We start from the raw sequence: 16711 nt of genomic DNA, 5'->3' as shown, positions 1-16711 counted from the left end.
GCCCGGTTACATTCCGAACCCGGAAGCTAAGCCTTTCAGCGCCGATGGTACTGCAGGGGGGACCCTGTGGGAGAGTAGGACGCCGCCGAACAATCATTGTGGGAAAGCCCCGCACCTTCTGGTGCGGGGCTTTTCTGCGTTCACGGCTCTTGTGGGGCCGGCTCCTCGGGGGGCCGGCCCCGTGCTGTCACCGCTCGGCGGTCACCAGCCCCGTGTCGTACGCCAGGATGACCGCCTGGACGCGGTCCCGGGAGCCGGTCTTGGCGAGGATGCGGGTGACGTGGGTCTTCACCGTGGACTCGGCGAGATGCAGGCGGCCGGCGATCTCCGTGTTGGTCCAGCCCAGCCCGATGACCGTGAGGATCTCGCGTTCCCGGCCGGTCAGGGCCGACAGACGGGCATCCTCCTCCGGGCGGGACGGCGCGGCGGTGGCCGGGGTGTTCGGCGCCGGGGGGAGGTGGTGGAGGTAGGTGTCGAGGAGACGGCGGGTCAGCGTGGGGGCCACCACCGCCTCGCCGCTCGCCACCGCGCGGACGCCGGCGAGGAGCTCCTCGGGCCGGGCGTCCTTCACCAGGAAGCCGCTCGCACCCGCGCGCAGGCCCTCGTAGGCGTACTCGTCGAGATCGAAGGTCGTGACGATCAGGACCCGGGTGCGGGCGCCCGCGGCGACGATGCGGCGCGTCGCCTCGATGCCGTCGAGTCCCGGCATGCGGATGTCCATCAGGATCACGTCCGGGCGGTGACGGTCGGCCAGGCGGACGGCCTCGGCTCCGTTGGCGGCCTCGTCGACGACCGTCATGTCCTCCTGGCTCTCCAGCAGCATCCGGAAGCCGAACCGCTGCATCGGCTGGTCGTCGGCGATCAGAACGGTCGTCACGAGGGGGAGTCCTCCAGGGGAAGTCGGAGTCGTACGCGCCAGCCGCCGCCGGCCGGCGGCGGGCCGCATTCGAGTGTGCCGTCGTAGAGCGCCGCGCGCTCGCGCATTCCGGCCAGTCCTCGGCCCTGCGGGAGGACCCGGGACGTGGCCGGGTCGGCCCCTTTCCCGCCCGTGTCCGCGACCGTCAGGGTCAGGGCCCCCGGCGCGAAGGCCAGGGTCACGCTCGTCTCCGCCCCCTCGCCGACATGCTTCAGGGTGTTCGTCAGGGCTTCCTGCGCCACCCGGTAGACCGTCAGTTCGGCTCCGGGGGAGAGGGGATGGGGCGCGGCCGGCAGTTCGGCGTGCACACGCAGACCCGCCTTCCGTACCCCGTCGACCAGGGCCGGGAGGTCCGCGAGCCCCGGCTGTGGGGTGCGGTCGGCCGACTCGGCGGCGGTCCCGTCCTGCCCCAGGACGCCCAGCAGGCGGCGGAGTTCGGCCAGCGCCTGGCGGCTCGTGGTGCCGATGGCGTCGAGGGCCTGTGCGGCGCGTTCCGGGTTCTTGGCGGCCGCGTACCGACCGCCGTCGGCCAGGCCGGTGATGACGGCCAGGTTGTGGCCGATGATGTCGTGCATCTCCCGGGCGATGCGCGTCCGTTCGGCGGCGGCGGCAAGACGTACCTCCTGCTCTCGTTCGTCCCGGCGGGAGCGCACGGTGATGCCGAGCAGGGCGGCCAGGACGTACGTCCACAGGGCGGGGACGGCATGTTCCGCCCAGCTTCCTCCGGGGAAGCGGACGGCGCCCGCCGCCAGCGGTGTCCCGATCAGCGCCGTGGACCACAGCAGGGCGCGCGGCGGGCGCCTGAGGGCGATGTGGAAGAGCGGGATCGCCTGGAGGAACGCGGCCTGCAGGAAGGCCCCCGAGACCGTGCTCACGAGCGTCGCGCACGCCATGGCGGTCAGGGCGCCCACGGGGTGGCGCCGGCGCCGGTAGAGGGGCAGGACGAGGGCCAGGGTCGTCGCCACGACCAGCCACGGCGGTACGGAGGGGTCCTGGGCGGTGTTCCGCCAGCCGCCGGTCGCGTCGACGAGCGCGGCCACGGTCCAGGTGCCGGCCAGCGTCCCGTCCCAGAGCCACGGGTGGGCCGCGTCGAAGGCCCGTACACGGACCGGTACGCGCTGGACGGGGCGGCTCGAAGCCGTCGGCCCCGTCCGGGCCGCCGGAGGGGTCGTCCCGGTCCGCACCCTCGTCTTCTCCGTGCTCGTCACCCGCACATCCTCATCCACTCCGGGTCACACGTCACGGCGTGTCAGCAGCGCCGCGGGGAGCGCGAGCGCCGCCGTCGCCCACAGGACGAGCGCGAGGAGGGCCTCTGCGGGGGAGGCCGCGTCCGGGAGCGGGGTGGCGGAGCCCAGCGCGCCGGCCGCCTGGGTGGGGAAGTGGCGGACGAGCGTCTCCACGCCCTCGTACGGAAGCATCCCGAGGACCTCCGGCAGGACGATCACGCCGCCGACGAAGGCGCCGAGGGCGCCCGGCACCGAACGGAGTGTCGCGCCGAGGCCGAGGGCGACGAGTCCCAGGAGGGTGACTCCGGCGGCGTTGCCGGCGACCGCGGCGAGGACGCCCCGGTCGGTGAGGGAGGCCGCCTGGTCGGTGTCGTCGAGGAAGACCTGGGCGACCTGGAACGTCAGCAGGGCGGTCAGCAGCGAGAGGGTGAAGACGACTCCCGTGAACACCGCGGCCTTCGCCCACAGCACCGGCAGGCGGCGGGGCACGGCGGTGAGGGTCGCCCGGACCAGGCCGGTGGCGTACTCGCCGGCGGTCAGCAGGACGCCGAGCACGGCGAGGGCGATGCCGCCGAGCTGGGAGCCGTAGAGGGTGAGGACGACGGTGTCGACGTCGGAGTCGCCGCCGCCGGAGGTGTACGTGACGCCCATGAGGACCCCGACGCCGAGCACGAGGACGACCGAGGTCAGCAGGGTCGCCCAGGTGGAGCGCACCGTCCACAGCTTGTGCCATTCCGAACGTACGACGCGGGCGGGGGTGATCACGCGGCTGCTCCCTGGTACTCGACGGAGTCGTGGGTGAGGTCCATGAACGCCTGCTCCAGGGAGGCGGTCAGCGGGGTGAGTTCGTACAGGGGCAGGTGGTGCTCGGCGGCCGTGCGGCCGATCTCCGGGGCGTCGATCCCGGTCACGTGAAGGGTGTCGGGTGCGTCGGCCTCGGCGGTCAGGCGGGCCGCGCGGGGCGCCAGCAGGGCGCGCAGGCGGTCGGCCTCCGGGCTGACGACCTTGACGGTGGTGCCGGCCGTGCGGACGAGCTCGGCGACCGTGGTGTCGGCCAGCAGCCGGCCCCTGCCGATGACGATCAGGTGGTCGGCGGTGATCGCCATCTCGCTCATCAGGTGCGAGGAGACGAGGACCGTGCGGCCCTCGGCGGCGAGCGACGTGAGCAGGGTGCGGATCCACAGCACGCCCTCGGGGTCGAGGCCGTTGACCGGTTCGTCGAGGACGACGGCGGCCGGGTCGCCGAGGAGGGCGGCGGCGATGCCGAGGCGCTGGCCCATGCCCAGGGAGAAGCCCTTCACCCGCCGGTCGGCGACCTCGGTGAGGCCGGCGAGGGCGAGGACGTGCTCCACGCGGGAGCGGGGGATGCCGTGGGTCAGGGCGAGGGCCGTCAGGTGGGCGCGGGCCGAGCGGCCCGGGTGCAGCGAGCGGGCCTCCAGGAGGGCGCCGACCTGGGTGAGCGGGGCGGGATGAGCGGCGTAGGGGCGGCCGGCGACGGTGGCGCGGCCACGGGTCGGTGCGTCGAGGCCGAGGAGCATGCGCAGGGTGGTGGACTTCCCGGCGCCGTTCGGGCCGAGGAAGCCGGTGACGCTGCCGGGGCGCACGGTGAAGGAGAGGTCCTGGACGACGGTTCTGTCGCCGTAGCGTTTGGTGAGTTCTTCCGCTCGGATCATGCTCCCGACGCTAGGGAGCGGGCGGCCGCGGCACGTCGGACCAGGGGTGGGCGAGGGGCGCGGCGCGTCGTACCGGGGTACGACGCGGGCCCCCGCCCGTCCCGTCCGCTGGCGAAATGCCTTGTCAGCGGCCTGCGCGGGCGGCGAGGATCACTGCCATGGACTTTTCTGTACGCACCATCCGCGCCGACGAGTGGGAGCGGGTCCGGGAGATCCGGCTCGCCGCCCTGCGGGACCCGGTCGCGCCCATAGCCTTCCTGGAGACGTACGAGAGCGCGGCGGCCCAGCCCGACTCCTTCTGGCAGGGGCGGGCCGAGGGCGCGTCCGCGACCGGCGACGGAGGGGTGCGGCAGTTCGTCGCCGAGACCCCGGACGGGCACTGGGTCGGCACCGTGTCGGTGCTCGTGGAACGCCCCTCGGCGGAGGTGCGGTTCGGCGAGGCGGCGAAGGTCGACCAGACGCACCTCGTGGGCGTCTTCGTACGGCCCGAGGCGCGCGGGGCCGGCGTGATCGACGCGCTGTTCCGGGCGGCGGTGGAGTGGTCCTGGACGCTGCCGGAGCCGGCGATCCGCCGGGTGCGGCTGTACGTCCACGAGGACAACGCGCGGGCCGCGGCCTTCTACCGGCGCTTCGGCTTCGTCGCGACGGGGGAGAAGGTCGCGATGCCGGGGGACGAGGCGGCGTTCGAGGTGGAGTACGAGCTGCCGCGTCCGTAGGGGGCGCGCGGGCGGGGCCGTAGGGGACGGCGGGGCCTTCGGGGGCTGAGGCATTCGGGCGGCCGGGGCCGTCGCTGCTCGTCCGGGGCCGCTCAGGGCTGGGGCAGCGGGTCCGGCCAGCGGGAGCGGGCCTGCTCCGGGGAGCGCATCAGGGCGAGGGTCGGGAGCCCCAGATCCGTTCCCCTGGCGACCAGTTCGGGGAGTCCGGGGATCGGTGCGACGGCCGCGACGTCGTCGAGGACGAGGCGCAGTGGTGGGTCGAGCCGACCGTCGGATGACCGTGCGGCCATGCGGCGGCCGTGCTCGACCACGCTCGCGGCGAGCGCGGTGAGGAGGGGCATCGCGCCCGGGTGGGTGCGCGGGTCCTCGATCGGTTCACCCACCACGTACAGGGTGCCCTGCTCGGCGACGAAAGATGCGAGCGTGAGCGAATCCGTTCGATTCGCGGTGCAGGCGTCCCTGATGTGGATCGAGGACAGCGACGACAACGCACGGGCCGTCAGCGCCTGTGCGGCGCGGCGGCGTTCGGGGTGCGCGGTGAGCGCGGACTCCAGGAGTCCGGCGTGGCCGGCGGCGGCCTTGGGGTGGGTGCGGAGGATGCGTACGGGGTCGTGGGCGTCGGTTCCCTGGGCCCAGCGGTGCACCTGCTTGAACGGGCGCCCGTCCGTGGCGGCGGCGTGCAGCCAGCAGCGCAGGAGCGTTTCGGCGGTGTCGGCGACCGCCGCGTCCAGGCGGGACTGCGGGCGTACGGGCGCGAGCAGCGCCACGGCGCGCTCGCGCGCGACGTCCGCGTCCTCGCAGCGTTCGGCCGGGCTCCAGCGGAGCCGGGCGGGCGTGTCGCAGAGATGGCCGGGGTCGTAGACGAGGACCGGGCCCAGCTTGGCGCGGGCGTCCTTGGTCTCGGCCCAGAGCGTCGGGTCGGAGGTCACGACGAGCACGGCGCCCTCGGCGTCCAGGACCGCCTGCGCGGCCTGGGGGCGGCGGGCGGCGGCCTGGGCGTAGACGACTGCCTGGGGGGTGACGGGGGGCTGCGCGGACGTCGCGGGGGCTTCGGGGGCCGCCGGGAGGGAGGGGGCGGCGGGGGCCGCGCCCGCCGGTGCCGCCGTTGCCGCCGGGGCCGCGGGGGGCCCGGCGGGCTCGGGGCCGGCCGGGGGCCGGGGGGTCGGCAGGGGGTGCTGCTGCCGGTGGTCCTGCTGGGGCTCGGGCTCTGGCTCGGGCTGGGGTGCGGAGGGGTGGGGTGCGGAGGGGTGGGGTGCGGCCGGGGCACCCGCCGGGGTCAGGGGCCTCCGCGGGGGCGGGGATGTCCGGACCGCGGGCTTCCCTTCGCTTCGCTCGGCAAGGTCGCCGACACGTCCGGACACCCCCACCCCCGCTCCGGCCCCGGCCGGCGCCCCGCCGTGGGCGGCTGCGGGCGCCCTCCGGACCGTGCGCCAGCGGGCCAGGGTGCCGACCGCGAAGATCGTCAGGACCGCCAGGATCATCGCTTCGCCGATGACCAGACCCCAGAACAGGCCGTAACCCGACAGCTGGGACGGCGGCGTGCCCGGCCAGGCCGCGGGGAGGTCGGTGGGGGCGGAGACGAGGGCGCGCAGGGCGAGGGGCGTACGGGTGAAGGTGACGCCGTCGGGCCAGGCGCCGTGGGCCAGGAGGGCGGACAGGCCGGTCGCCGTCCACACGAGGACGGTGAGACCCAGCAGGAGGGCGAGCAGACCGACGACGAGACCGTCGGGGATGCCGCCCTCCCTCCGTACCGGCTTGTCCATCGTCATGCCACCGTCGACTGCGAGGAGTCGTTCATCTGCTGCTCGATGAGGATCGCGCGCTGCTCCGTCTCCCACTCCAGCTCCGGGTCCACGGAGGACTCGGTCATGGCGCGGTCGGTGTAGACGAGCGGGCGCTCCTTCTCGGTGATGAGGTGTTTGACGACCTGGACGTTGCCGTTGACGTCCCAGACAGCGATGCCGGGGGTCAGGGTCGGGATGATCTCGACCGCCCAGCGGGGCAGGCCGAGGACCCGGCCGGTGTTGCGGGCCTCGTCCGCCTTCTGGGCGTAGATGGTGCGGGTGGACGCCATCTTGAGGATGGCGGCGGCCTCCTTCGCCGCCGCTCCGTCGACCACGTCGGAGAGGTGGTGCACCACCGCCACGAAGGAGAGGCCGAGGCGCCGGCCGAACTTCAGCAGGCGCTGGAACAGCTGCGCCACGAAAGGACTGTTGATGATGTGCCAGGCCTCCTCGACCAGGAAGATGCGCTTCTTCCGGTCGGGGCGGATCCAGGTGTGCTCCAGCCACACGCCGACGATCGCCATGAGGATCGGCATGGCGATGGAGTTGCGGTCGATGTGGGAGAGGTCGAAGACGATGAGGGGCGCGTCGAGGTCGATGCCCACCGTCGTCGGGCCGTCGAACATGCCGCGCAGGTCGCCGTCGACCAGGCGGTCCAGGACGAGGGCGACGTCCAGACCCCAGGCCCGTACGTCGTCTATGTCGACGTTCATGGCCTCGGCGGACTCCGCCTCGGGGTGGCGCAGTTGCTCGACGATGTCGGTGAGGATCGGCTGCCGGTCGGTGATGTGCTCGTTGACGTAGGCGTGGGCGACCTTGAGCGCGAAGCCGGAGCGCTCGTCGAGGCCGTGGCCCATCGCCACCTCGATGATGGTGCGGAGCAGCGCGAGCTGGCCGGTCGTGGTGATCGAGGGGTCCAGCGGGTTGAGGCGGATCCCGGCGTCGTTGGCGACCATCGGGTCCAGGCGGATGGGGGTTATCCCCAGCTCCTGGGCGATGAGGTTCCACTCGCCGACGCCGTCCTCGCCCTGGGCGTCGAGGACGACGACCTGGCGGTCGCGGAAGCGCAGCTGGCGCAGGACGTAGGTCTTCTCCAGCGCCGACTTGCCGTTGCCGGACTCGCCCAGGACCAGCCAGTGCGGGGCCGGGAGCTGCTGCCCGTACAGCTGGAAGGGGTCGTAGATGTACCCCTTGCCGCTGTAGACCTCCCGGCCGATGATCACGCCGGAGTCGCCGAGGCCGGGGGCGGCGGTCGGCAGGTAGACGGCCTGGGCCTGGCCGGTGGAGGTGCGGACGGGCAGGCGGGTCGTCTCGACCTTCCCGAAGAGGAAGGCGGTGAAGGCTTCGGTGAGGACGGACAGCGGATCTCGCATCGGTCTGTGCCCCTTCGGCCCTAGCGGCGGATGCCGGTCGCGAACGGCAAGGTGTTCACAAAGGCCCGGTGGTGCTCGCGGTCGCACCACTCCAGCTTCAGGTACGACTTGCCGGCGGAGGCCCTGATCGTGCGTTTGTCCCGGGCCAGGGCCTCGGGCGAGCGCGCCGATACGGTGATGTACCCGACGAGGTTGACGCCTGCCGCGCCGCTGGCGAGATCTTCACCCCGCTGGTCGAGCCGTCCGTGGGCGGCGATGTCGCGCGGGTCGACGGTGCGGTTCATCTTGGCGGCGCGGCTGGCCTCCGCCTCGTCGTTGGTCTTCTCGGTGAGCATGCGCTCGATGGCGACCTCGGTGGGCTCCAGGTCCATGGTCACCGCGACGGTGCGGATGACGTCGGGGGTGTGGACGAGCAGCGGGGCGAGGAAGTTCACGCCGACCGGGGTCATCGGCCACTCCTTGATCCAGGCGGTGGCGTGGCACCAGGGGGCCCGGGTGGCGGACTCGCGGGTCTTCGCCTGGAGGTACGTCGGTTCCATCGCGTCGAGTTCGGCCGGCCACGCGTTGCGCTTCGTCATGGCCTGGATGTGGTCGATGGGGTGGTCCGGGTCGTACATGGAGTGGACGAGGGAGGCGAGCCGGGACTGGCCGAGGGGCTGGCGGACGCGGATGTCGGCCTCGGCGAGGCGGGCGCAGATGTCGGTGAGTTCGCGGGCCATGACGACGGCGAGGCCGGCGTCGCGGTCGAGCTTGCGGGCACCGGAGGCGTGGCGGGCCGCGCGGGCCATGGCGTTGGCCTCGGCGGCGAGCTCGCGGGTGTAGTGCATGCAGGCCACGAGATAGGCGCGGTGCTGCTCGCTGGAGGTGGAGACCATCGACTGGAGCTGGTCGTAGGACTCCTGGAGCCAGGGCGGGGCGTGGTGGTCGCCGCGCTGGGCGACGTCCTTGGCGTGGGCGTCGGGGTCGGCGGGGAGGGTGCGGGCGAGCATCTGGAGGCGGGTGACGAAGCCGTCTCCGTTGGCGACGTGCTTGAGGAGGGTGCCGAAGCGGTCGACGAGCGCTTCCTGGTCCTCGGAGTCGCGCAGGCCGACGCCGGGGCCCTCGATCTCGATGGCGGCGGTGACGGTGCGGCGGTCGGCGTGAAGGAGGACGGCGATCTCGTCGGGGCCGAAGGGGGCGGCGAGCCAGCTGATCCGGCCGATGCCGGGCGGCGGGCCGACCTCGACCTCGCGGCCGTCGATGCGGGTGCCGGCCTCGACGGCGGAGGAGCGGTAGGCGGTGCCGCGCTTCAGCATCCGCTTGTAACTGCGGTTGATCTCGAACCACTTGTAGAAGGTGCGGTGCTTGTACGGCACGTAGACCGCGGCCAGGGCGATCATCGGGAAGCCCATGAGGAGGACGATCCGCATGGACAGGACGGGGACGATCAGTCCGCTCATCATGCCGAGGAACGCGCCGGCGATGATGAGCGCGATCTCGCCGGTCTCGCGGTTCTTGCCGACGATCGCGTTCGGCCGGGCGCGGCCGATCAGATACGTGCGGCGGGGCGAGACCGGCTGGGACTGGGTCGTCAACGCCCTGCACCTCCTGTGTTCTTGCTGTTGTTGCTGCTACGGCTGGTGTGCGGGGTGCCTGCGGTGGGATTGGCGCTGCGGGGCGCGGGCGTGGCCGAGGGGCCGCTGCCGGAGGAGCCGCGGCTGCTGTGGGCGGCGACGCCGCCGGAGAGCGGGTTGGCGGGGCGCGGCGCGCTGCTCTGGCCGCCGCCCTGCCCGCCGCCGTCGCCCCGGGTGCTGTGGGTCTTGATGCCCTGGGAGACGAGGGAGGCGGGGGAGGAGATGACGGCGGCCGCGGTGTTCTCGCCGGCGCGGTGCAGGCGGTTGTTGCGGGAGGCGACGATCTCGTCGCCGAAGCCCGGCACGAAGCGGTAGATCATCGCGGAGGCGAAGATGGCGAGCAGGATGATCGCGAGGCCGGAGACGACGGCGGAGAAGGCGTCCGGGCCGGTCCCGGAGGACAGCGCGCCGGCCAGGCCGAGCACGATGACGATCACCGGCTTGACCAGGATCACCGCGATCATGATGCCCGCCCAGCGGCGGACGTGGCCCCACATGTTCTTGTCGACGAGGCCGGAGTAGACGACGACGCCGAGCAGCGCGCCGACATACAGCAGCACGGCGCGCAGCACGAGTTCCAGGTAGAGCACGCCGGCGGCGAGGACGGTCACCAGCGACACGATGATCAGCATGATGGGCCCGCCACCGATGCTGTCGCCCTTCTCCAGGGCCTGCTTGAAGCTGCCGAAGAAGACGTCGGTCTGCTGTCCGGTGCCGGAGGCGATGACCTCGGTGACGGCGTCGGTGGCGTTGACGACGGTGTAGAGGATCAACGGCGTGAACGCGGACGCGAGCACGGTCAGCCAGAGGAAGCCGACGGCCTCGGAGATGGCGGTCGTGAGGGGGACGCCGCGGATGGCGCGCTTGGCGACGGCCAGCAGCCAGAGGAGGAGGGTCAGGAAGGTGGCGGCGGCGAAGACGATGGCGTAGCGGCCGAGGAACTGCATGTTGGTGAAGTCGACGGCCGCGGTCTCCCGGACGGCGCCGGACAGCGTGTCGACGACCCAGGCGGCCGCCTTGGCGCAGCCGTTGGCGAGCGAGGAGAGGGGGTCGAGAGCGGTGGCGGGGTCGTTGAGCCCCGGGTTGCGTGCACCGGTGCCGGGCTGGCCGTTCTCGCAGTACTCCCGGGCCTGCCCCACGATGAGGTCGCAGGGGTTGTTGCTGGCGCTCGGCGACGGCGTGGCGCCCGTCGAGGGCGTGGCTCCCGGCGGGGTGGGTGTCGGGGCCGCGTACGCGCGCGAGGCGAGCAGCACGAGCATGGCGGGCAGAGTGGCCAGGCCGGCACCCAGGGCGCGCAGCGGGAGGCGTGGGCTAACGGGCATAGGTGAAGCCTCCGTATCCCTCGACGGCCTTGGCGATGTCGTCCGCGATGGAGGCGCGGTTGTCGCCGTTCACGGGCGTGGGGCCCTCGGCCTGTGCGGAGCTGACGACCTTCCAGTCGCCGCCGACCCACCTCAGCTTCTCGGTGATGGTGAACCACGTCGTGGTGACCGGCTTGGTCGAACCCTCGCCGGCCAGGCCCACGAGTCCGGTGCACCACACCTCCACGGTGGCGGTGTCGCCCGTGCTGTCCTTCACCTTGGTGCCGACGGGGATCGTCCGGGACACGAACGTCAGCCCCGCAGGGGCGGTTCCGTCGGGGTTGAGGCCGACGTCGGCGAGGAAGCCCGCCGAGTAGGAGTCGTCCAGGCTGCGGACGAGCCCGTCCGCGACCGCGGGGTCGTGGACCGCACGGACGATGGCCGCGCGCGGTCCGCGCTGGAACATGTCGACGGAACCCAACGCCACCGCGTAATTCGCCGCCGCGCTCTGCGCCCCCTGTTCGTCGTGGGCGAAGCCCGTCGGGATCAGGCCGTTCTTGCCCGGGACCGGGCGGACGCCCGTCGCGGCCGTGGGGGCCGCGGAGCGGGCGGGGGCGTCGGGGTTGGCGCCCGCGGACGGGGAGTCGGGGCTGCCGTCGCCGCGGTTGGCGAGGGCGATGGCGCCGACCAGGAGGACCACCACGCCGACGATCGCGATCAGCGAGCGGGAGCTCCGGGCCGGGGGGCGGCCGGCGCCCGGGCCCGGTTCCGGCAGGCGGGTGCGGGTCTGGCCGTCGTGCTCGTCGCCGAGGCTCATGCCGGGTACGCCCCCTCAAGCGTTCGCGGGTACGACGAATACCGTGCTGGTGTCCGCGCGGACGCGGCGTGGTGACTGGGCATCAGGGAACTCGACCTCGGTGGTGGGAAACGGGTTAGACGGCCATCCCGTACACGATGGTGAAGAGCGTCCCCAGAGACCCGATGATGAAGACGCCGGTCAGGCCGGCCACGATCAGGCCCTTGCCCTGCTCGGCGCTGAAGGTGTCCCGGAGGGCGGTGGCCCCGATGCGCTGCTTGGCGGCTCCCCAGATGGCGATGCCGAGACAGAGCAGGATGGCCACGGCCATCACCACCTCGATCATCACCTTGGCCTCAGCGCCCAGGCTCCCGAAAGGCCCCCAGTTCGGGGCGATTCCACCGATGATGGTGGTGATGTCGCCCTTCTCGGCCGCCAGGTACATGTAACTCACCGCCCGTGTTGGGTAGTTCGTCGCCCAGCCTGATGGCATGGGTCGTCGACCCTATCTTCGCTGATGAAACCGCTCGCGTGTGACGGCTTGACGGCTCTCTTTACCCGATCCCCGCACACTTGACCGATCTGACCGTCTTGACCTGGGACGGTGTGGCCGGTTTGTATGCGAGGAAGCGTATGGTCACTCTGTGTATCACGGAGGGTGACTCCGGGCAATGATTGTCGTTGTGGCACCTTTGGGGCGGCGCTCGGAGCCGTCGCGGGGGGCCGCCGAGGGGGGTCGCGCCTAGACTGGCGCGGCGGGGCGTACTGCCATGAGCCGAGGGGTGGTTGACGGTGCGTAAGGCGCGCGGGGCGTGGCTGGTGGCCGGCGGGGCGTTCGGGGTCTGCCTCAGCTTCGTCGCGCTGATCGTCGTCGGGACCTACTCCGCGGCCGCCGGACTCCTCGGCGGGGCCGGGAACGGCAAGAACGGCACGGTCGCGCTCGCCAAGGGCGCCGTGCCGGCCGCGTACCAGGGGCTGGTGCAGCAGTGGGGCAATCTCTGTCCCGCCATCAATCCCGCGCTGCTGGCCGCGCAGCTGTATCAGGAGAGTGGCTGGAACCCCACCATCGTCTCGCCGGCGAACGCCCGGGGCATCGCGCAGTTCATCCCGGGCACCTGGGCCGGCCACGGGATCGACGGGGACGGTGACGGGGACCGGGACGTCTGGGACCCCAAGGACGCGATCCCGTCGGCGGCCTCGTACGACTGCGAGCTCGCCGGGTACGTGAAGAAGGTGCCCGGGGACCCGACGGACAACATGCTCGCCGCCTACAACGCCGGTGCCTACCGGGTCATCAAGTCCGGCGGTGTGCCCCGGATCAGCGAGACGCAGAACTACGTGCGGATCATCCGTTCGCTGGAGAAGAGCTTCGCCCGGCCGGTCGGTCGGGTCGAGCCCTCGCGGCAGGCGGCCGGGGCGATCTACTACGCGCAGCAGAAGCTCGGCACGCCGTATCTGTGGGGCGGTACGGGCACGGCCGCGCAGGGCGGGCGCTTCGACTGCTCGGGGCTCACCCAGGCGGCGTACGACACGGTGGGGATCCAGCTGCCGCGCGTCGCCAACGACCAGTACAACGCCGGACCGCACCCGAGCCGGGACGAGCTGCTGCCGGGCGACCTGGTCTTCTTCTCCGACGACCTGACCAACTCGCGGGCGATCCGGCACGTGGGCATCTACGTCGGGGGCGGCTACATGATCGACGCACCCCGGACCGGGGCGGTCATCCGGTTCGACCGGATCGACACGCCCGACTACTTCGGTGCCACCCGCGTCACCGAGGACGGGGCGGCGGCGCTGCCCACGCATCTGCCGCCGCAGTAGCCGCGTCGACGGGTCCCCGGTGGCCGGAAACGCTCCCTGGGGCGGGGACCCTGAGCTGCGACGGCCCGTCACCTTTCGATAACGTCCTAGCGATCTTGGGTGGAGAGCGGAACGCCGTCCTCGAACGGATCGTTCTCCGATCCGACCACTCTGACCACGGGGGCTGGACACCACCGACACGACAGCAAGGGGCTGCGGCAGATGGCTGGACTCGCATCGGACGGCTCGAACCCCGATGTCAGCCTGCTCTACGACATCAACGGGCTGGCGAAGGCCGCCCCGCCGTGGTTCGACCGCGTCATGGAGTTCGTGGGCGAGTACGGCATCGTCCTGGGGCTCGTGTTCGTGGTGCTGGGCTGCTGGTGGAGCGTGCGCCGGCGCGACGCCGTCGGCGACTCGGTGTCGGGTGTCGTCGCGCTGATCTGGGCGCCGCTCGCGGCCGGCATCGCGCTCCTCGTCAACATCCCCATCCGCGGCTTCGTCGAACGGCCCCGGCCCTTCAGGGACCATCAGGGCCTGGAGGTCCTGGTCGCCGGCAAGACGGACTTCTCGTTCGTCAGCGACCACGCCACCATGGCGATGGCCGTCGCCGTCGGTGTCTTCGTCGCCCACCGCCGTTTCGGGCTCGCCGCCATCGGCCTCGCCCTCGCCGAGGCCTTCTGCCGGGTCTACATGGGCGTCCACTACCCGACGGACGTCGTCGGCGGCCTCGCCCTCGGCACCGCGGCCGCGCTGCTCCTCGCCCCGCTTGCGCTCGCCCTGCTCACCCCGGTGGTCTCCGCCGTCGCCCGCTCCCCGCGCGGCGCCCGCCTGGTGCGCTCGCGACGCCTCGCCCGGGAGCCCGTGGCAGGGACCGTCGGCATGGCCGAGCCCCGGCTCGGCACCGGGGAGAGCGACCTCGCCGCCTAGGGAGACGCCCGAAGCCGCGTTCTAGGCCTCGGGCGACGCCAGGTGCTCCGTCGCGTCCGTACGGGCCCGCTCACGTGATCTGCGGGCCGGCCCCGTCCAGCCGCAGCTGCACCGGGCTATCGCGAACGACCCGCGCTCCGTGGTCTCCGTCTGATGCACGCCCTCCACGGTACTGCGCGTGACGGCCCGTCCCGACCGTCGTTATCCGGTCGGGCGGGATCCGGTCAGGCAGCGGTACGGCGTTGGGGGTTGGCAGGCGATGGTGGTGCGGAGCGGACGCTGGGACACGGGCGCGTGGGCCGTCGCGGCCCTGATCGGGACGGTCGCGGCCGGCGGATGCGCGGCCCCGGGGGCCGGGGCCGAGCCGGGCGGTGATCCGGTGGGCAGCGTGCGAGGCGCGGCCGAGGCGCTCACCCGGGCCGGCTCGTCGAAGGCGAGCACCGCCATGGAGATGGCCTCGGGCGGCACCCGCGTGACCATCCGCGGCGAGGGGACGTACGACTTCCGCCGCCGCACCGGCAGCCTCCAGGTCGTGCTCCCGAAGGACGCGGCGGGGGAGAACGAGCACCGGCCCATCACCGAGCTGCTCGCCCCGGGCGCGCTCTACATGAAGAACCGGGGGGCCGGTGTGCCGGCCGACAAGTGGGTGCGGGTCGACACCACCACCCTCGACGACGGCAATCTGGTCACCGGCGGCGCCACCGACCCGGCCGCCGCCGCCGAGCTGCTGCGCGGTGCTCGCTCGGCGGCGTTCGTCGGGGAGCTCGACCTCGCGGGGGTCAGGGTGCGTCACTACCGGGGGATCGCGGACATCGCGGCGGCCGCCCGGCTGGCCTCGCCGCAGGTGCGGGGTGCGCTCGCCGCCGCGGCGAAAGGGTTCACCACCGACACCGTCCCCTTCGACGCGTACCTCGACCGGGAGGGACGGCTGCGCAAGGTCCGGCACCAGTTCAGCTTCAGCAACCAGGGCCGTACGGTCGCGGTCGCCTCGACCACCCTGCTGTACGGCTTCGGCGCGCGGGTCAGTGTGACGCTGCCGGAACGGGCCGACATCTACGCCGGGAGGATCAGGGCCTGAGGGACGCGGCCCGCCGATCCGGGCCGGAGCCTCCTGCGAGTCATGCGCAAATGGTCCGGACGTGTCATATGCGCTCCGTGCCCCGCTCCCTACGCTGGGAGACCGAAGGCGGGAGACCGACGTCGGCAGGAAGAGGTGAATCGCATGGCTCCGCCCGGTACCGCGACCGCGCCCGGCGACCCCGAGTGCATCGCCCTGGCCGAGATCGAACTGTGCGGGGAGCTGATCATCGCGGCGTCCGCGGCCGACGAGGAGCGGTTGAGCGCCGACCGCATCGACGAGGTGCTCCGGGTCGGCGCCGGACCGCGCTGAGGTCTCAGGTGCGCATCATGCGCGCGATGGCCTTCGTGGCCTCCTCGACCTTCGCCTCGATCTCGTCGCCGCCCTTGGTCGCCGCGTCGGCGACGCAGTGCCGCAGGTGTTCCTCCAGGAGTTGGAGGGCGAAGGACTGCAGCGCCTTGGTGGAGGCGGAGACCTGGGTCAGGATGTCGATGCAGTAGACGTCCTCGTCGACCATGCGCTGCAGGCCGCGGATCTGGCCCTCGATCCGGCGCAGTCGCTTGAGGTGCTCGTCCTTCTGCTTGTGGTAGCCGTGCACACCGTGGTCGTGCGCGGTGGCGGGAGCGTGCTCGGCCGCCGGCTCGACCGGGTCCCCGGAGGTGAGCTGGTCCGCCTCGGTGGTCGTCATCGCGTCCTCCCGTTGTCCATAAAGGGTGTGTATACCCCTCGTGGGTATATGGTATCGAACCCCGCGAACCGGGGCGGGGGCCCGTGCAGATCACTGTGCCTGATGGGCGACACTGAAGGGACGCCGGTTAGCCGTGGCCGGATGATGCGCCTAGCATCAGCCTGACCGAAACCCAGCACCCCGAGGACCCCACGTGCGATTTCGTCTGACCCCCAGGGAGACGAGCTTCTACGACATGTTCGCCGCGTCCGCGGACAACATCGTCACGGGCGCGAAGCTCCTGATGGAACTCCTCGGAGCGGACACCTCCGCCCGGGCCGAGATCGCGGAACGGATGCGGGCAGCGGAGCACGCCGGCGACGACGCGACCCATGCCATCTTCCACCAGCTGAACTCCTCCTTCATCACGCCGTTCGACCGCGAGGACATCTACTCCCTCGCGTCCTCCCTCGACGACATCATGGACTTCATGGAGGAGGCCGTCGATCTGGTCGTCCTCTACAACGTCGAGGAGCTGCCGAAGGGCGTCGAGCAGCAGATCGAGGTGCTGGCCCGGGCCGCCGAGCTCACCGCCGAGGCGATGCCCAACCTGCGCACGATGGCCAACCTCACCGAGTACTGGATCGAGGTCAACCGGCTCGAGAACCAGGCGGACCAGATCCACCGCAAGCTGCTCGCCCACCTCTTCAACGGCAAGTACGACGCCATCGAGGTGCTGAAGCTCAAGCAGATCGTGGATGTGCTGGAAGAGGCGGCCGACGCCTTCGAGCACGTGGCGAACACGGTGGAGACCATCGCCGTCAAGGAGTCCTGAGCT

General features: G+C 72.3%; 18 protein-coding genes and 1 rRNA gene. 7 read left to right on the top strand and 12 right to left on the bottom strand.

What is annotated here, in order from left to right:
- Positions 1 to 91, top strand: a 5S ribosomal RNA gene (rrf, locus tag ACGF1Z_RS19845); the annotation flags it as partial.
- Positions 92 to 187: 96 nt separating this feature from the next.
- On the opposite strand, the gene ACGF1Z_RS19840 is transcribed toward rrf, so the two are convergent.
- From ACGF1Z_RS19840 to ACGF1Z_RS19825, 4 genes are read right to left on the bottom strand one after another with little or no spacing between them, the layout of a single operon-like run.
- A complete protein-coding gene (locus ACGF1Z_RS19840) occupies positions 188 to 877 on the bottom strand; it encodes a response regulator (RefSeq protein WP_393005608.1) in 690 nt (229 codons plus the stop codon).
- Positions 874 to 2124, bottom strand: a complete 1251-nt coding sequence (locus tag ACGF1Z_RS19835) for a sensor histidine kinase (RefSeq protein ID WP_393005606.1) — start codon at positions 2122 to 2124, stop codon at positions 874 to 876. The genes ACGF1Z_RS19840 and ACGF1Z_RS19835 overlap by 4 nt, the downstream gene beginning before the upstream one ends.
- A 24-nt stretch (positions 2125 to 2148) precedes the next feature.
- Positions 2149 to 2907, bottom strand: a complete 759-nt coding sequence (locus ACGF1Z_RS19830) for an ABC transporter permease (RefSeq protein WP_393005604.1) — start codon at positions 2905 to 2907, stop codon at positions 2149 to 2151.
- Positions 2904 to 3815, bottom strand: a complete 912-nt coding sequence (locus ACGF1Z_RS19825; protein WP_393005602.1) for an ABC transporter ATP-binding protein — start codon at positions 3813 to 3815, stop codon at positions 2904 to 2906. Before ACGF1Z_RS19825 ends, ACGF1Z_RS19830 begins: the two co-directional genes overlap by 4 nt.
- 158 nt (positions 3816 to 3973) lie before the next feature.
- Here ACGF1Z_RS19825 and ACGF1Z_RS19820 point away from each other — a divergent pair, with 158 nt between their 5' ends.
- Entirely contained in the window at positions 3974 to 4531 is a 558-nt protein-coding gene (locus ACGF1Z_RS19820) for a GNAT family N-acetyltransferase (RefSeq protein WP_393005600.1), read from the top strand.
- Positions 4532 to 4623: 92 nt separating this feature from the next.
- On the opposite strand, the gene ACGF1Z_RS19815 is transcribed toward ACGF1Z_RS19820, so the two are convergent.
- From ACGF1Z_RS19815 to ACGF1Z_RS19790, 6 genes are all read right to left on the bottom strand, one after another.
- Positions 4624 to 6294 carry a type IV secretory system conjugative DNA transfer family protein gene (locus tag ACGF1Z_RS19815; RefSeq protein ID WP_393005686.1) on the bottom strand — a complete coding sequence of 557 codons (1671 nt, stop codon included), beginning with the start codon at positions 6292 to 6294 and terminating at the stop codon, positions 4624 to 4626.
- 2 nt (positions 6295 to 6296) lie between these two features.
- Positions 6297 to 7688: an ATP-binding protein gene (locus ACGF1Z_RS19810; protein WP_393005598.1), complete on the bottom strand. Its 1392-nt coding sequence runs from the start codon at positions 7686 to 7688 to the stop codon at positions 6297 to 6299.
- A 20-nt stretch (positions 7689 to 7708) separates the two neighbouring features.
- Positions 7709 to 9262 carry an SCO6880 family protein gene (locus ACGF1Z_RS19805; protein ID WP_393005596.1) on the bottom strand — a complete coding sequence of 518 codons (1554 nt, stop codon included), beginning with the start codon at positions 9260 to 9262 and terminating at the stop codon, positions 7709 to 7711.
- Positions 9259 to 10623 carry a hypothetical protein gene (locus ACGF1Z_RS19800; protein ID WP_393005594.1) on the bottom strand — a complete coding sequence of 455 codons (1365 nt, stop codon included), beginning with the start codon at positions 10621 to 10623 and terminating at the stop codon, positions 9259 to 9261. Before ACGF1Z_RS19800 ends, ACGF1Z_RS19805 begins: the two co-directional genes overlap by 4 nt.
- Positions 10613 to 11419 carry a hypothetical protein gene (locus ACGF1Z_RS19795; RefSeq protein WP_393005592.1) on the bottom strand — a complete coding sequence of 269 codons (807 nt, stop codon included), beginning with the start codon at positions 11417 to 11419 and terminating at the stop codon, positions 10613 to 10615. Before ACGF1Z_RS19795 ends, ACGF1Z_RS19800 begins: the two co-directional genes overlap by 11 nt.
- A gap of 115 nt (positions 11420 to 11534) precedes the next feature.
- Positions 11535 to 11843 carry a hypothetical protein gene (locus ACGF1Z_RS19790; RefSeq protein ID WP_046908545.1) on the bottom strand — a complete coding sequence of 103 codons (309 nt, stop codon included), beginning with the start codon at positions 11841 to 11843 and terminating at the stop codon, positions 11535 to 11537.
- A gap of 341 nt (positions 11844 to 12184) precedes the next feature.
- On the opposite strand from ACGF1Z_RS19790, the gene ACGF1Z_RS19785 reads away from it, so the two are divergent.
- Both ACGF1Z_RS19785 and ACGF1Z_RS19780 read left to right on the top strand, forming a co-directional pair.
- Positions 12185 to 13219: an NlpC/P60 family protein gene (locus ACGF1Z_RS19785; RefSeq protein WP_393005590.1), complete on the top strand. Its 1035-nt coding sequence runs from the start codon at positions 12185 to 12187 to the stop codon at positions 13217 to 13219.
- A 201-nt stretch (positions 13220 to 13420) separates the two neighbouring features.
- Positions 13421 to 14128, top strand: coding sequence for a phosphatase PAP2 family protein (locus ACGF1Z_RS19780; RefSeq protein ID WP_393005588.1), 708 nt, complete (start codon positions 13421 to 13423; stop codon positions 14126 to 14128).
- 21 nt (positions 14129 to 14149) lie between these two features.
- Here ACGF1Z_RS19780 and ACGF1Z_RS19775 read toward each other — a convergent pair whose 3' ends face one another.
- Positions 14150 to 14287 (bottom strand): hypothetical protein, encoded by a 138-nt coding sequence (locus ACGF1Z_RS19775; protein WP_393005586.1) that lies wholly within the window; start codon positions 14285 to 14287, stop codon positions 14150 to 14152.
- Between the two features lie 100 nt (positions 14288 to 14387).
- Here ACGF1Z_RS19775 and ACGF1Z_RS19770 point away from each other — a divergent pair, with 100 nt between their 5' ends.
- Complete coding sequence (locus ACGF1Z_RS19770) at positions 14388 to 15206, top strand: hypothetical protein (protein ID WP_393005584.1); 819 nt, start codon at positions 14388 to 14390, stop codon at positions 15204 to 15206.
- Positions 15207 to 15350: 144 nt separating this feature from the next.
- Positions 15351 to 15518, top strand: coding sequence for a hypothetical protein (locus tag ACGF1Z_RS19765; RefSeq protein ID WP_393005582.1), 168 nt, complete (start codon positions 15351 to 15353; stop codon positions 15516 to 15518).
- 4 nt (positions 15519 to 15522) lie between these two features.
- Here ACGF1Z_RS19765 and ACGF1Z_RS19760 read toward each other — a convergent pair whose 3' ends face one another.
- A complete protein-coding gene (locus tag ACGF1Z_RS19760; RefSeq protein ID WP_393005580.1) occupies positions 15523 to 15894 on the bottom strand; it encodes a metal-sensitive transcriptional regulator in 372 nt (123 codons plus the stop codon).
- Positions 15895 to 16087: 193 nt separating this feature from the next.
- On the opposite strand from ACGF1Z_RS19760, the gene ACGF1Z_RS19755 reads away from it, so the two are divergent.
- A complete protein-coding gene (locus ACGF1Z_RS19755) occupies positions 16088 to 16708 on the top strand; it encodes a DUF47 family protein (RefSeq protein WP_365320741.1) in 621 nt (206 codons plus the stop codon).
- The last annotated feature ends 3 nt before the right edge of the window (positions 16709 to 16711 follow it).

Source organism: Streptomyces sp. NPDC048018 (genome assembly GCF_043202995.1).
Lineage (GTDB): Bacteria > Actinomycetota > Actinomycetes > Streptomycetales > Streptomycetaceae > Streptomyces.
The sequence above is the reverse complement of the archived record's forward strand: the minus strand, read 5'-3'. Positions and strand labels throughout refer to the sequence as shown.

Coding starts and splice junctions, on each gene's coding strand:
- ACGF1Z_RS19820 (WP_393005600.1), top strand. CDS start 3,974: ATGGACTTTTCTGTACGCACCATCCGCGCCGACGAGTGGGAGCGGGTC.
- ACGF1Z_RS19765 (WP_393005582.1), top strand. CDS start 15,351: ATGGCTCCGCCCGGTACCGCGACCGCGCCCGGCGACCCCGAGTGCATC.
- ACGF1Z_RS19770 (WP_393005584.1), top strand. CDS start 14,388: ATGGTGGTGCGGAGCGGACGCTGGGACACGGGCGCGTGGGCCGTCGCG.
- ACGF1Z_RS19790 (WP_046908545.1), bottom strand. CDS start 11,843: ATGTACCTGGCGGCCGAGAAGGGCGACATCACCACCATCATCGGTGGA.
- ACGF1Z_RS19780 (WP_393005588.1), top strand. CDS start 13,421: ATGGCTGGACTCGCATCGGACGGCTCGAACCCCGATGTCAGCCTGCTC.
- ACGF1Z_RS19810 (WP_393005598.1), bottom strand. CDS start 7,688: ATGCGAGATCCGCTGTCCGTCCTCACCGAAGCCTTCACCGCCTTCCTC.
- ACGF1Z_RS19825 (WP_393005602.1), bottom strand. CDS start 3,815: ATGATCCGAGCGGAAGAACTCACCAAACGCTACGGCGACAGAACCGTC.
- ACGF1Z_RS19760 (WP_393005580.1), bottom strand. CDS start 15,894: ATGACGACCACCGAGGCGGACCAGCTCACCTCCGGGGACCCGGTCGAG.
- ACGF1Z_RS19815 (WP_393005686.1), bottom strand. CDS start 6,294: ATGGACAAGCCGGTACGGAGGGAGGGCGGCATCCCCGACGGTCTCGTC.
- ACGF1Z_RS19800 (WP_393005594.1), bottom strand. CDS start 10,623: ATGCCCGTTAGCCCACGCCTCCCGCTGCGCGCCCTGGGTGCCGGCCTG.
- ACGF1Z_RS19795 (WP_393005592.1), bottom strand. CDS start 11,419: ATGAGCCTCGGCGACGAGCACGACGGCCAGACCCGCACCCGCCTGCCG.